This is a genomic window from Sphingomonas sp. OK281 (genome assembly GCF_900115295.1).
Classification (GTDB): domain Bacteria; phylum Pseudomonadota; class Alphaproteobacteria; order Sphingomonadales; family Sphingomonadaceae; genus Sphingomonas.
Map to the genome: position 1 here is coordinate 482057 of NZ_FOVZ01000004.1, position 13809 is coordinate 495865.

The window sequence follows — 13809 nt, forward strand, 5'->3', positions numbered from 1 at the left end:
TCAGACTTCGCGTGATGATGTCAGTCTGAAGCGCGCCGCTCTCCACACAATGGACTTCGGGATTTGATCACGGCGGCTTAACTCGCGAGGATCCGCCACTCCGCCACTCCGCCAAGGCGGCTGAGCGTCGTTCGCTGCAGGTCTGGCGGTCAATGAGGTGACGCTCGAGGTTGAAATGGATGTGAACGCCGGCGTGGACGGAAGCGAACTTCTGTAGCGTCTTCATTTGTCGGAACGCTGCATCGCCCGCTCTCGTCGTCGGAACGGCAGGTGGCTGTTCTCAACCCGGTTGCTGGCCCAGCGACGCTCCTGCCTGTAGGCGCTGCCCAAGTCTTTCATCGCCGCACGGTACAAGCGCAGACCGTCTGTGGTTATCCTTTCGGGCGAGCCATGCCGTTTAAGCGCCTTCTCCATGCTTGTGAGCGCCGCATCCCGGTCCCGCGTCTTCGTGATATAGCTCTCGGGGAACTCGCCCTCATGATCGACGGCTCGCTAGCGGTAGACCATCTCGCCGTTCAGCTTCACGTACGTCTTGTCCATGTCGCAGCGCCAATGACGAAAGCCCCGCATCCAAGTCTCGCGCATGGTCGCAGCGTCACGCAGAATCAAAACCCCGCTAGCCGAAACGAGAGCCGCCAACTATTCCGAACACGGGGAGAGTAGCACCTCAAACGAAGATTTCTTTATCAGAATACATACCAGTTCTCAACCACGATACCGATATACCCGGACAGACCGCTCGTCACATTCTTAATCTCTTCTTCCGGCATGGAGAGCAAAGACCCACCAGATTTAAGGGCGGCTTCGTATCGCAAGATCGCATCTCCGGGGAGCGGAGCGGTGAGTTTGATGATGTAGCCGGGCACGCCGTTCATCTTGGCGACATGCAGGATGTAGGTCTCTGTCAAACCGGTGCCGCCAAGTTCCAACCTCAGAGCTCCCGTGGCGGCACCGGAGCTCGACAGCAGCGTCGGCCAGTCGTCCGTCCAGTACCACAGTGGCCAGTCGGCACTGTTCCACCCGGTTAGAGAAGCGCCGACCGACGGCAAGCTCCCGAGCAGCGCCTTCAGGTCTTCCAGACGGGTTTCAAGGGTCGCGGCGTGGACCGCGGCCATGAAGAGCGAGCGGCGATCGCCGTCGCGCATAATGCCGGTGCTCTTCAGCATCGAGATCAGCTCAAGCGCGAAATCTTCCACCACGATGAAGCGATCGGCGATGGCGCTCTCGTTCGCCGCCAGTCCGGGCAACGCGTCGCGCCTGTATATGTGAACGGCCCATCCCTTCGTTCCGCAGGGTGAGGCCGACCCGATGAAGTACATCGCTGGCGATTGATTGAGGAAGCGCTTCAATGCTCTTCGCCTGTCATGCGGCTGACGTGTCGGAACGCGCTGGATCTTCAGCGCCGAGCCGTTCGTGACGCGCGCCCTGCCCGCCCGCAGTGCTCCGGTCGCGGCGAGAACGAGCTCGTTCTCCGGATCTGCATCGAAGGCGTCGTCCTTGACGACTAATTCCCTCTGCTGCGGAGGCACATCGAGTTGATCCAGCAGCCAGCGATCGAAGCCTTCCGGTCGCTCCTCCGGTCCGGCGGAAGGACACGGCGCGTAATTCCGCAGCCAACGCCAGAGCGCCGCGGACAGTAGCGTCTCCAGACGCGCGATGCTCGACTGGGGCTGTGCGCGCCATCGCTCGTCGTCGTGCACGTCCCAAGGCAACTCGCCATCCTCCGCGTAGGCTGATGCGGCCGCCCAAAGGCCCGCTTCTAGCCAAGCGGAACCAGAGGCCCGAAGATGGACAACGCCGGCGCGGAGGCGTTCCGTAGGAGACGGCACCCGCGTCAGGACGGCGTCAAACGAGTTCCAGCCCTCCTGATAAATCTCGAAGATGCGCGCGCTATGAAACGCCCAGAAGGCGAGCGACCAACCGAGAGTGAAAGCCAAGAAGGTGCTGGACGTGAGAGGCGTGATCACGTCCCCCATCACCTTGTAGTGCTCCTGATACTCCGGCGGCAGCTGGCTGAATGTGTCGGCGCGCTCTTCGATCCCATCGAGCGCCTGAACCCCAAGGTAGGTCGCCGCCGCCTCATGGGCGAACTCGGTTTCGGTCATCAGACGGGAGGATCTATCGTCCGCCTCAAAATCTCCGTCCTGATCGGAACGACGGATCAGGACACGATGCAGCACGCCATCCAGCGTTTCGTGAAACAGCCGTTCGTGAATGTACTCGTGGACCGCGACCTCGCGCGAAGCGGTCGATCCCCGTTCGATCGTGATAGCCCGCCCATCAAACGTCCCGAGGACTTCGTCCGCTTCCGCCTTGAAGATTCGAAAATCTGCCATGGTGCTCCCTAGTTCCCAGACCTCGTCATCGATCCGGCTTGAAGTAGACGCGAAAGCGATCCTCCTCGCCGCCCATGCTGAACCTCTCGGTATACCAATCGTCCTCGTGCCGCTCGAAGGCCTCCCACGCCATCAGGCCGAACATCAGGGCGGCCAGGTCCGGGTTCCTGCGGGCCCCCTTTTCGTAGATCGGCTGGTGGGCGGTGCCGCGCCAGTCGGCTCCCGGGATCCAGCTGGCGGTCTCGATCCGGCTGCCTTCGATCCTCGTGTCCAGCGCGTTGCGAACGTCGGCGAGTTCCGCCGGCGACAGACGGGAGCAGAGAAGCCTGAAGGTGCGACCTCGTTCGCCCGAGGCAAGCACTCCGGTCACGGCCGCGCCGCTGTGCATGTCGCGGATGGTCATTGACGATCTGCCTCCTACGACAAGACTATCGGAAACATCTCGAAGAGGAAGAGAAAACACTATGACTTGACCGGCTACCGGGCGCTCACGCAGATCGTGCCACCGAGCACGTCGACATCCGCGCCGGTCGTGGCGATGCAGAAATGCGCCGAACTCGCTTGAAACACTGGGGAAGACGATGACGGATGGCTGGATAAGACAGGTGCAGATCCGATGGACGGAGGCCCATCATCCCACCGATGGAGATGTGATAATCGACTCCCAACTGGAGGCCGGCGGCGATGAAGGTCCGCTGCTCGCCCTTTCGGTCAGCGGCCGCCGCAGTCGCTCACGGTCAACGCTCTCTTGGGTCTTCGAGAACGTCCTCTGGTACAAGTCACACCTAGCCGAACACGGAGCTGACCTGCCCGGCGAGCGCTGGGTTGGCATCGCGCACTGGAGCGACAGAGGTGTCTCGGCGAACGCCGCCATGCAGGCCCTCGCGCGGCTGGTCGATCCGGCAACGGGAAGGCCGCTTGGGCGATCCAAGGCACCCAAGACCATCGAGAAAACCATGGCGGAGCCGGCCCCGCTCACCGAGCCTGTGCTTGTCCGAAATGGAGGGGACGCCTTCGACGAGGTGCAGCGAGTCTACCCGTCTCTCAGAGGCCTGATGATCCTCCTGCCTTCCGGCATTGCGGACTACGGCCCCGACGTGGAACGGCTGCGCTGACCGCCGCGTTCGCCATTGCTGCAGTGAGTGACCGGCCGCGCGCCGCAAGCGCATCTGGAGAGGCGCTTTCCCCGTTTGCACCGATCCCCAGCTGCAGTAGCGCTCAAAGCCCCGGAAGCCGAGCGATCTCGCCTTCACGAGCGCCTTCTCAGCCTGAAGCGCCAGCTTCCCGGACGGCACCCTTGCCGAACGAAGCGAGCTGTCGTGCATGGTGGTCAGCGACAATGGCACGAGCTGACAGGTCATGCCGTTTTGGCTTGGTCCCGGACACCCGGGTCACGTGGTATTACATGGCGCCGGGTAGGCCGCAGCAGAACGGCTTCGTCCAAGGCTATTATGGTCGCTTGCGACGAGTGCCCGGGAAGCACGTCGGAGATACCGTATACCTGCGTCGCTGCTCGGCTCCCTTGGTACGTTGCAATTTGCGATCATAGGAGGAATGACCCATACCCGGACATTCGCGATCTGCTATCAGCTACCCAACTTCGACCATTCATTTATCTTTGGGGCGGAGATATCTCCGAAGACATCGCTCCTGCCCGATGGCACGGGTAAGCGCGATACCCGCTCACGCCGATCTCGCGCCTGACGCCATAACCCGACGTCATCCAACACCGCGCATCCTTCGATTACGCATGCAAGCGTGGACCGGGTTTAAAACCATTCCTACGCGCGCTGAAAGCGATGCCAAGCGCGGTCACCGAAAGCCCGAGAACCACCCAGGAGAAGCTGCCCGCACCTGATGTATCGAGCAGAATGCCGCCGACAATGCCGCCCGCGGCAATTGCGCTATTCCAGACGGTCGTGATCATGGCATTGGCGAGATCGACTCCGTCGCCTGCCGCATCGGCAGATGCCGTCTGCAATTGCGTCGCTGCACCGCCGAAGGATAACCCCCAAACAACGATGCCCCCGATCACCACTGCCGCGACCGTACCAAACAGGATGAAGGCCAGCGCGACACCGACAAACGTGACCAAGCTGATCAACACCAGCCGGCGCAGCATCCGGTCCACCAGAAGCCCCGTCACCCAGATGCCTACAAGCGCTGCAACGCCAAATGTGAGCAGCAGCAGATCGACGCGACCTTGGAGGCCCGACAGCACGGCGAACGGCGCGACATAGGTGTAGAGAATATTATGGGCGGTCATCCAGGCGAAAATCGTCGCGAGGATCGGGCGGATGCCAGGAGTTCTAAAGACGGTTCCGATAGACAACCGTCGGTGCGCCGACTGGCCCGCGAAGTCGGGCACCGCCCACAACACCCATCCGATCAGCAGGACAGTCGTTCCCGACATCGCGAAGAACGCGGCCCGCCAGCCCACGGTCGCCCCTAGAAAGGCGCCCGCTGGTACGCCAAGCGAGAGCGCGATCGGTGTACCGACCATCGCGATTGCGAGCGCCTTGCCCTTGAGCGGGCCAATGACCATTCGGCGGGCATAGCCTGCCAGGATACCCCAGGCGAGGCCGGCCGCCACACCGGCCAGGAAGCGAACGACTAAGGTCAGCCAGTAGTTACCGGAGATGGCAGTGATAGTATTGAAGATAAGGAAGCCGATGATAGCCGCCAGCAGCGTCGGCTTGCGGCGCGATCCTTGGGTCCACGCCGTCAATGGGATCGCAGCGACCAGCGAACCTGCGGCGTAGGCGGTGACGGTCTGCCCGGCTAGCGCTTCGGAAACACCAAGTCCCTCCGACATACGGGGCAGCAAGCCGGCCGGTAGCGTTTCCGTCAAAATGGCGGTGAAACCAGTCATAGCGAGCGCCAGAAGCGCAGCGATTGGCAGCGTATCGCGCTCGCCTTCCACGCGTGCCGGTACTGGATGCGCCATAGAATACCTCATTTGTGGATTGAATAGTCCACAAGTGTGAGATGCGCTTCCGGTTGTCAACGACTTTTGGATCGACTATTTCAGAAGTTAGCATAGGAGCTTGCTATGGCCCGTACCGGACGTCCCCGAAGCTTTGATCGTGACACCGCGGTCAGGCAGGCTATGCACCTGTTCTGGAAGTATGGCTTCGAAGGCGTGTCGCTGGAGCAGCTTCGTCGATCGATGGGCGGCATCTCGTCGGCGAGCTTCTACGCGGCGTTTGGCTCCAAGGAGGCACTCTATCGCACCGCGCTTGAAAGATATGGCGCGACGCATGGCAAGGTAATGCTTGTCTTGCATGATGAGGGGCTTTTGCCGCGCGAGCGCATAGAGCAAGCATTGCGCCGGTCGGCGGAGATGCAGACCGATCCCGCCCATCCGACTGGCTGCATGATCACGCTCTCGAGCACTATCTGCTCTGTCGACGGAGGATCCGTTCAAGCGCTGACTTTAGCTGAGCGGGCAGCGAACCGTGAGGCAATCCGGACCTGTGTCGACGCGGCGATCAAGGATGGCGCACTGCGGCACGACACCAATCGGGCCGGACTGACCACGCTGTTCGACGGGGTCTTGGTTGGCTTGTCTATTCAGGCTCGAGATGGCGTCTCTCACGAAGACCTCGATGCGGGGGTCACGCAGGCATTGGCTGCTTGGGATGCAAACTCTGGCCGACCTTAGGATCGCGTTTGCGCGTGGCGGTCCCAAATACGCCGAATTACCCGTAGAATATCTGCACGGAGACCCGGTCTAGGAAACTCACACGCCTTTCTACGCATCCCCACATCAGACGCCCGTTCGTTTTAACCGTCCGGTATCGCAAGCGCGGCTAAAAGGGCGAATGTCGCTCGCGGATGCTCATTCGATTTAAAGCGAATCCTCTTCTGCAAATGCTGGTGACGCAGAAGTAACAAGGCAGCATCACGACCAATTTTGGAACAGAAGCAATTGCTTAGCGCTTGGGGCTGTGATCATTCCGGGAGCTATGACAATGACCGATACCACACGACGCACATTCGTGACGGGGGCAGCCGTTACCGCTGGTGCCATCGCCGCGACAGCCGCAAACGCCGCGACACAAAGCGGTGGCAGTAATGCCGCAACGACACCAGCGGCCGCAGCGTATCCCAAGCCCCCCTACCCCGTACAACGGCAGCCTTGGCCCGGTCTTGCATCAAAGATGACACCGCGTCCCGATCATGGCGAGAAAAGCTATAAGGGTTCAGGCAAGCTGGCAGGCAAGAAGGCCCTGATCACCGGCGGAGATAGTGGCATTGGTCGGGCCGCAGCGATTGCGTATGCGCGAGAGGGCGCGGACGTCGCGATCAACTATTTGCCGGCCGAAGAACCGGACGCTCGCGAAGTCATTGCGTTGATCCGGGCCGAGGGTCGCAAGGCCGTCGCGATCCCCGGTGATTTACGCGACGAGCGCTTTTGCCGACGTCTTGTGCAGCAAGCGAGCGAACAGCTTGGCGGACTCGATATCCTGGTCAACAATGCGGCCCGTCAGCAGACGCGTCCCGGCATCGGCGATATTTCGAGCCAAGACTTCGACGACACTATGAAGACCAACGTCTACGCACCGTTCTGGCTGACGAAGGCGGCACTCGAACGGATGAGCGCGGGCGCGGTGATCGTCAACACGTCCTCCGAGCAGGCTGGCAATCCATCACCCGACATCGTCGACTATGCACTGACCCGTGCCGCGGTGCTGAACTTCACCAAGAGCATGGCCAAGCAGCTTGCCAGTCGCGGTATCCGCGTGAACGCAGTTGCCCCCGGTCCGTTCTGGACGCCGTTGCAGGTCAGCGGCGGGGCGACGCCTGAAAAGTTGCGCAGCTTTGGTGGAGACTCGCCGATGGCGCGAGCTGGCCAGCCAGCTGAGATTGCGGCGCTTTACGTAGCCGCTGCCGATCCGTCCTTGAGCTATTCGACAGGTCAGATCTTTGGTTCGACCGGAGGGAATGGGCAACCGGCGTAAATTTTCCGAACGGCGGCTGATCCGAACCGGGGCGGACATCGCGCGCTTGAGGATTGGTAGAGCTGGCGGACGAAAACACGCCTCCTGTCTAACTTGGCGAGTGGACCGATACCGCGATCAAAGCCAGCGGGCTTATTTGCCCGCTGGCTTAGTTCTTTAAATTTGAGCCAATCCTCCGTCGGTGAACAGCTCGCTGCCCGTCATGAAGCTGCTATCCGACGATGCGAGGAACGCCGCGGCTGCCGCGACTTCGGACGGGTCGCCGACATGCCCAATCGGCGTGGTAGACCCCATTTCGATCATCGCATCGCGACCGACAACCTCGGCCGCCAGCTCGGTGAGCGTTGGTCCTGGCGACAGGACATTGATGCGAATACCCGTACCCCGCAAATCCTGCGCCCAGCTGCGCGCGAGGTTACGAACCGCAGCCTTTGAAGCGCTGTAGATGCTGAACGCGGGCGTTCCCATCACGCCTGTGGTTGAGCCGGTAAGGATGATCGAACCGCCCTGGCCCATCAGCTTCGAGCCCTTCTGCACTGTGAAGATAGTGCCCTTTACATTGATGTCGAAGGTCTCGTCGTAATGCTCGGACGTGATCTCAGTGAGCGGCACGAGGGCGCCGGTCCCAGCATTGGCAAACAGGATATCGAGCGTGCCGCGCTCTTGCTTCACTGTATCAAACAGCCGGTCGAGATCGTCGGCATCGGTGACCGATCCCACTACCGCGCGTGCATCCGTACCAAGGGTAGCCAATGCCGCGTCCAGTTTCTCCTGTCTCCGGCCGAAGATGTAGACGAACGCCCCCTCTTCGATGAAGCGCTTTGCCGACGCCAGGCCGATGCCCGTGCCGCCCCCGGTGATGATCGCCGTCTTGCCTTCTAGTCTATTCATACATGCCTCCAGTTTTGGTTGCATGCAGCTGGCGCTGGACCTACCTATGAGCAAGTATGCACCTTTTGGTAAGTATCAATTATGTCTGATCACCGGAGATCCGCTATCGTCGAGCCCGCTCCCGTTGCACCTGCCTTCACCTGTGGCCTCGACGCGACGCTCAAGATCATTTCTGGCAAATGGAAGCCGCTCATTCTGTATTTCCTGTTGCGTGGACCGACGCGCTACGGCCAGCTCAAGCGCGCGGTACGCGACGTCAGCGACAAGGTTCTAATCCAGCATCTAAAGGAGTTGGAAGCAGACGGCGTATTGCGCAGGAACGACTATAAGGAGGTACCGCCACGCGTCGACTACACGCTGACGCAGCTTGGTCAGAGCCTTGCTCAGGCACTCGAGCCGTTATGCGTTTGGGGGACCGAGAACATGGCAGAGATGCAGGCGATCTTCGCTGAACGCGATATTTGGGTTCGCCAGAAGCACGCCTGATTGCTGGAAGTCAGTTTGCGATCTGAACGACCCACAAGTGGACGTTCGAACCGCTCCACATGCATCCCAACTTCGGCCATGTGTTCACGTAGGCATATCTGCGAAAACGGCATCGCGTGGGATCGGCGTCACACTATTCGACTGATTCCTCCAGCAGCGACGTGATCCGGCGCAGTTCCCCCCGCAATGCGGGCACGACATGATCGATAAACGACCGAACCGGCGCGCGCATCCCGCGGTCGGGATGAAAGACGAGATGCGCCGGCGCCGGCGGCGGTTCGAACGATGCCAGAACCTGTACGAGGCGACCAGCTGCTAGGTCGTCGGCCACTTGATACGCGCGCGTCCGCACGAGTCCGTACCCTCGCCGGGCGGCATCGATCGCGGCGCCCACGTCGTTGAGGCTAAGCCGCGTCGGAACGCGCACCGATCGCACTCGCGCACCCGTTTCTTTCGCGCCGAACCGCCAGAGTTCACCGTCCCCCTCTGCGTTCAGCCCGATACAGTCGTGACGTCCGAGGTCCTGCGGATCGCTCGGCGCGCTGACGCGCGCAAGATAGTCGGGCGAAGCGCAGACGAGTACCCGTACCTCTCCCAGCCGGATCGCCGTCAGCATAGAATCCGGCAGCGGTGCCAGCCGAACGGCCACGTCCACACCCTCGCCGATCATATCAACGAGGCGGTTGACCAGCAGCACGCGGGCCGACACCAACGGATGTGCGCAGAGGAAGGGTTCAAGGACGGGCATCAGCTTCAGCCGGCCGAAGAGTTCGGGTGCCGTCAGGGCGATGCTGCCGCGAAGCTGCCCGGCCGCCCCTGAGGGCGCGATTGCGCCAAGTTGTGTCAGCACGTCGCGCCAGGTCGCCACGTGCCGTTCCCCGGCCGGCGTCAGGCTCAATCGGCGCGTCGATCGCAGCAACAGCGTTTCGCCGGCATTGTTTTCCAGCAGCGTCACGGCGCGCGTGAGGGTCGCGGGAGATCGACCATGATGCCGGGCCGCCGCTGCAAGCGACCCTTCGTCTACTGCCGTTACGAACATCGCCATCGCCTCCAGCCGATCCATCGTTTCTCTTTCTGCAATCCAGCCAACCAGAATACGACTATTCTACCCGGTATTGGCAAGGCTTATCTCCCGGCTTCCGAGAAGGAAGACATCATGCACTCCGGATTATCCCTTTCATCGCGCCGCGGCGTTCTAACCGGCCTGGCAGCTGGATCCGCCGCCTTAGCTATGCCGAGCATGGCCAAGGCGCGCCGCACGCAAACTCCGTTGAAGGAAAAGGCAATGACAGCCGTTCGATACTGCTCGCAACGCGTAGGCGAGGTAGACATCTTCTACCGCGAGGCCGGGCCGGTTGACGCCCCCGTCCTGCTGCTGCTCCACGGCTTCCCGACGTCGAGCCACATGTTTCGCGATCTGCTCCCCGAACTGGCAAACAGCTACCGCGTTATCGCGCCCGACTTGCCTGGTTTCGGCCAGACGAAGGCGCCGCCGCGCGGCCACTTCGATTACACCTTCGATGCGCTCGCCGAGGTCATCGGTGGTTTTGTCGAGGCGCTCGGCCTGAACCGTTATGCGCTCTACATCTTCGATTATGGTGCGCCGGTCGGCCTGCGCCTGGCGATGCGCCACCCCGAGCGCGTATCCGCGATCGTGTCACAGAACGGCAACGCTTATGTCGAAGGCTTCAGCGACCAATGGGGTCCGTGGGAAGCCTACTGGCGTGAGCCGAGCGCCAAAAACCGCGACGCCTGCCGTCCTTCGCTTGCGCCTGACATGATCAAGAATTGGCAATATGGCACCGGCGCGGACCCGAGCCTCCTGTCGCCCGACGGCTACGAGCTCGACATCGCCTATATGGCACGGCCCGGCGCTGAGGACATCCAGCTCGATCTAATCTTCGACTATCGCAGTAACGTTGGGCTCTACCCGGCCTTCCAAGCTTATTTCCGCGAACATCGCCCGCCGCTGCTTGCCGTTTGGGGGCGCCACGATCCAGCGTTCGTACCTGCGGGCGCGATGGCCTATCAGAGCGATCTCCCCGATGCCGAAGTCCACCTGCTCGACGCTGGGCACTTTGCGCTAGAGACGCACCACGCTGAGATCGCGACGCTGATGCGCGACTTTCTACGACGACACATTTCAGCCTGAGGTTCGGGAATGGCAATGTCAGTCAACGATGGCGCCACTCCCGCATATGATCGATGAGCGCACGCAGCTTGGGCGGCTGGAGGCGGCATCGAGCGCGGCGCCCGATCGATAACGCCAAGTGGGCGCCAATGGCCCGCGATCAACTGGGGCCGCCGTCGAAATCACCGACGCATTGCACGTCGGGCTGCGCTTTCGCCATGCGTCGCAAGTCCCCGGTCCGCGCGACGATGCCCGGAAAGATCGTATCGGGGTTGGCCGTGTAGGTGTGGAGAAGTTGCAACGCCCAGGCATAATGGCGCGCGCCGACTTCGCAGCTGTTGCTGCCGCCATCGCCATCGCCCCATATTTTGCGCCATGCAGCCTGGCCGTCGCGCTTCAGGATGGCCTGGAAGGTGCCGACCGGCCCTGCACCGCGGACATAGGCAATCGCACCCGTGCCCGCCGAAAGGACGCGAAACGCGCGGAAGGTGAAACGCGATTGCGCGCTATCGTCGCCCGCGTGGAGCGTCTTGACGATCGCGATGCGTTCCGGGCTTCCGGGAGCAGGCGTATGGACCGCGGGCGGCGCAGCCAGCGCCGCTGTCGCCAACGCGAGCAGTGGCGCGATGCCCGATGTAGAGTAACCTGTCATATCAACCGGGCAATGCGATAGATCAGCTGATCGCGCCAGTCATCCGCTCCGTCGATACGGAGGCCCCGCCAAACCAGCCGTGCTGCCCTAATTGCACAGGCAACTGGCGGCCGGACGACCCAGAAGCAGACACTTGTAACGTCATCTTCACTTCCCAAATCCGGCCGTTCGTTCATCCGGTTAGATGGCAACTTTCAAGGAAGACGAGAGATCGTTCGCTGCAACCAGTTCCCGTGGTCAGTATATGAGAGCCCCGCGAGTTGTAACGACACCTAAGCATCTGCTTTTGCTGGATTGTCGTGACCGACCGGCAGCGTTACGCCAAGGTAAAACTGCAGCATACCAGACGTCACGCGGTATCAATTGCCGGTTTAGCGGGACGGAGTTCGAAGACGAGCAAGGTGGACGTCGCGGTGGCGCAAATCTGTCCCTTTTCGTTGAATAACGTGGCCTCGGAGAAAGCCGCGCGGCCACCCATCGATATCAGGCGCCCGACCGCTCTGATCTTGCCGCTGGCGTCGTTCAAGGAGCGGAGGAACGACACTTTCAGCTCCAGTGTCGTGTACTCGAACCCTGGTTTCAGACCGGTGTGGGCGGCGATACCGCAGGCGCTGTCTAGGATCGCAGAGATATATCCGCCATGCACCGATCCCATGGGGTTGTAGGACGTGCCGTCGGGCGTGGCTTCGAATACGGCATGGCCATGTTCCGCTTCGACTAGAGAGATACCCAACTTCTCGCCAAGAGGAGGTTGTCGTCCGCTAGCAAGCAGAGCACGAACCTGAGCAAGGCCGTCGGGATTTGTGGGGGCATCGGTCGTCATGGGTTATCCTCACATTGCAGGCGTCGATAAGGTCACTGGAGCAACTGGATCCCAGCCCCCGCCAAGCGCCCGGAACGACGCGACGGCACCACGACTGGCGGCGGCGCGTGCCTGGATCACCCCGTCCCGCGTTTCGAGCAGGCGCCGGTCCGCATCCAGAACCTCGATCAGGCTCGACACCCCGCCCTTATAAGCCGCGAACGAGGCATCCCGGGCGCGGCTCAACGACGTCTCGCCCTGGCCCAGCATGGTCGACCGTGCGTCCTGCTGGACGAGCGTCGAGAAGGCATCCTCGACATCCTGCGATGCGCGCAGGACGACCAGGCGGTAGGCGCCAAGCGCTTCCGCGTTCCGTCCCTTGGCGCTTTTCACTTCGGCATCGACGCGGCCGAAGTCGAACAGGCGCCAGCGCAGGCCCAGCACGCCGTTCGCCTGTGTCGCATTGCCACCAAACAGGCCGCCTGCCGCGGTCGTCGCGGTGCCGAGCAGACCGCTCAGCGAGAATTTCGGGTAATATTCTGACATCGCGACACCGATCCGTGCGTTCGACGCCGCCAGCGTTCGCTCGGCCGCGATGATGTCGGGACGACGGCGCAACAGGCTGGCCGGACCGCCCGCGGTCGCGATCGCCGGAGGAGACGGGATCGCGGTCACGACTGTGAATTCGGAGCGGGTCGCGCCCGGCTGAACCCCGATGAGAATGTCGAGCGCAGTCAGCGCCATGTCGAGTTGGTTCTGGATTGCCGGGGCCGAAGCGCGAACCTGCGCCAGCGCCCCTTCCGCCTGCCGAAGTTGCAATTCGGCCGCCACGCCCTTGCGGTATTGCAGCGCGATCAGATCGACGAGACGCGCCTGCGTATCGGCCTGCGCGCGGGCAACGCCGAGCCGTGCCTGCAAGGCCCGTATCGCGATGTACGTGTCCGCCGTCTGCGCCGCGACCGCAAGACGCACGGCTACCGCAGCGGCGGCGGACGCCTGCCAGTCGGCCCGTGCCGCATCGCGCGAGGCGTCGCGCCCGCCAAAGACGTCGAGTTCCCAGCTTGCGCCGACATTGAGTTCGTAGGTTTCGGTCGAACGCTCGAACTGCGGAAACGCGCTGCCGATCCGGCCGATCGGTGTCTCCAGCGACTGATAGATCTCGCCCCCCTGCCCGCTGACCTGACCGGACGGAAGCAGGGCTGCGTTGGCGGTCTTCAGCGCAGCCCGCGCCTGCGCCACGCGCGCGCCGGCCTGTTGCAGGTCGAGATTCTGTGCCAGCGCGCGCTCGACAAAACTGGTGAGCAACGGATCTTGAAACCCGCGCCACCAGTCGACGAGATCGGCCTGCCCTGCATCCGCCGACCTCGTGTCGACGGCGCTGGCGCCGACAAAGGCGGCCGGTGCGGACGACGCCGGCACCGCGTAGCGCGGCGCGGTCGTGCAGCCACTCACCGACAGCAGCGTGGTGGCCAAAGTAGCAGCAGAGCGGAAATGGCGCATGATCGACCTTCGATTACCCAGACCGTGACCAATGATGCATATGGTCA

Annotated in this window: 14 protein-coding genes and 1 pseudogene; 6 read left to right on the top strand and 9 right to left on the bottom strand. The window is 62.2% G+C overall.

Going from position 1 to position 13809, the window contains the following annotated elements; all coding sequences use genetic code 11:
* Positions 1-222: 222 nt before the first annotated feature.
* The 3 genes from BM244_RS16455 to BM244_RS16465 form a co-directional block, all read right to left on the bottom strand.
* Positions 223-453, bottom strand: a complete 231-nt coding sequence (locus tag BM244_RS16455) for a DDE-type integrase/transposase/recombinase (RefSeq protein WP_093399976.1) — start codon at positions 451-453, stop codon at positions 223-225.
* Positions 454-686: 233 nt separating this feature from the next.
* Entirely contained in the window at positions 687-2336 is a 1650-nt protein-coding gene (locus BM244_RS16460; protein WP_093399977.1) for a hypothetical protein, read from the bottom strand.
* A gap of 25 nt (positions 2337-2361) precedes the next feature.
* Complete coding sequence (locus tag BM244_RS16465; RefSeq protein WP_093399978.1) at positions 2362-2739, bottom strand: hypothetical protein; 378 nt, start codon at positions 2737-2739, stop codon at positions 2362-2364.
* Positions 2740-2917: 178 nt separating this feature from the next.
* Here BM244_RS16465 and BM244_RS16470 point away from each other — a divergent pair, with 178 nt between their 5' ends.
* Entirely contained in the window at positions 2918-3451 is a 534-nt protein-coding gene (locus BM244_RS16470) for a hypothetical protein (protein WP_093399979.1), read from the top strand.
* A 208-nt stretch (positions 3452-3659) separates the two neighbouring features.
* Positions 3660-3801, top strand: a pseudogene (locus BM244_RS23605) (IS3 family transposase); the annotation flags it as partial.
* A gap of 279 nt (positions 3802-4080) precedes the next feature.
* Here the strand turns inward: BM244_RS23605 and BM244_RS16475 are convergent.
* Positions 4081-5283 (bottom strand): MFS transporter, encoded by a 1203-nt coding sequence (locus BM244_RS16475; RefSeq protein WP_093399980.1) that lies wholly within the window; start codon positions 5281-5283, stop codon positions 4081-4083.
* Between the two features lie 105 nt (positions 5284-5388).
* Between BM244_RS16475 and BM244_RS16480 the strand changes: the two genes are divergently transcribed.
* Together BM244_RS16480 and BM244_RS16485 are read left to right on the top strand one after the other, a co-directional pair.
* Entirely contained in the window at positions 5389-6000 is a 612-nt protein-coding gene (locus BM244_RS16480; RefSeq protein WP_093399981.1) for a TetR/AcrR family transcriptional regulator, read from the top strand.
* 310 nt (positions 6001-6310) lie between these two features.
* The gene (locus tag BM244_RS16485) at positions 6311-7300 is read left to right on the top strand and encodes an SDR family oxidoreductase (protein WP_217649138.1); all 990 of its coding nucleotides are present in this window, start codon (positions 6311-6313) and stop codon (positions 7298-7300) included.
* Positions 7301-7456: 156 nt separating this feature from the next.
* On the opposite strand, the gene BM244_RS16490 is transcribed toward BM244_RS16485, so the two are convergent.
* Positions 7457-8191, bottom strand: coding sequence for an SDR family NAD(P)-dependent oxidoreductase (locus BM244_RS16490; RefSeq protein ID WP_093399983.1), 735 nt, complete (start codon positions 8189-8191; stop codon positions 7457-7459).
* Positions 8192-8272: 81 nt separating this feature from the next.
* Between BM244_RS16490 and BM244_RS16495 the strand changes: the two genes are divergently transcribed.
* Entirely contained in the window at positions 8273-8677 is a 405-nt protein-coding gene (locus tag BM244_RS16495) for a winged helix-turn-helix transcriptional regulator (protein ID WP_093399984.1), read from the top strand.
* A gap of 133 nt (positions 8678-8810) precedes the next feature.
* Here BM244_RS16495 and BM244_RS16500 read toward each other — a convergent pair whose 3' ends face one another.
* Complete coding sequence (locus BM244_RS16500) at positions 8811-9740, bottom strand: LysR family transcriptional regulator (protein WP_093399985.1); 930 nt, start codon at positions 9738-9740, stop codon at positions 8811-8813.
* Between BM244_RS16500 and BM244_RS16505 the strand changes: the two genes are divergently transcribed.
* Positions 9663-10829, top strand: coding sequence for an alpha/beta fold hydrolase (locus BM244_RS16505; RefSeq protein WP_254784494.1), 1167 nt, complete (start codon positions 9663-9665; stop codon positions 10827-10829). The two genes, BM244_RS16500 and BM244_RS16505, sit on opposite strands and share 78 nt — an antisense overlap.
* A 139-nt stretch (positions 10830-10968) precedes the next feature.
* Here the strand turns inward: BM244_RS16505 and BM244_RS16510 are convergent, their stop codons facing one another.
* The 3 genes from BM244_RS16510 to BM244_RS16520 all read right to left on the bottom strand — a co-directional run bounded on the left by BM244_RS16510 (position 10969) and on the right by BM244_RS16520 (position 13762).
* Positions 10969-11460: a hypothetical protein gene (locus tag BM244_RS16510; RefSeq protein ID WP_093399986.1), complete on the bottom strand. Its 492-nt coding sequence runs from the start codon at positions 11458-11460 to the stop codon at positions 10969-10971.
* Positions 11461-11809: 349 nt separating this feature from the next.
* Positions 11810-12283, bottom strand: a complete 474-nt coding sequence (locus BM244_RS16515) for a PaaI family thioesterase (protein WP_093399987.1) — start codon at positions 12281-12283, stop codon at positions 11810-11812.
* A 9-nt stretch (positions 12284-12292) separates the two neighbouring features.
* Complete coding sequence (locus BM244_RS16520; RefSeq protein WP_093399988.1) at positions 12293-13762, bottom strand: efflux transporter outer membrane subunit; 1470 nt, start codon at positions 13760-13762, stop codon at positions 12293-12295.
* Positions 13763-13809: the final 47 nt, after the last annotated feature.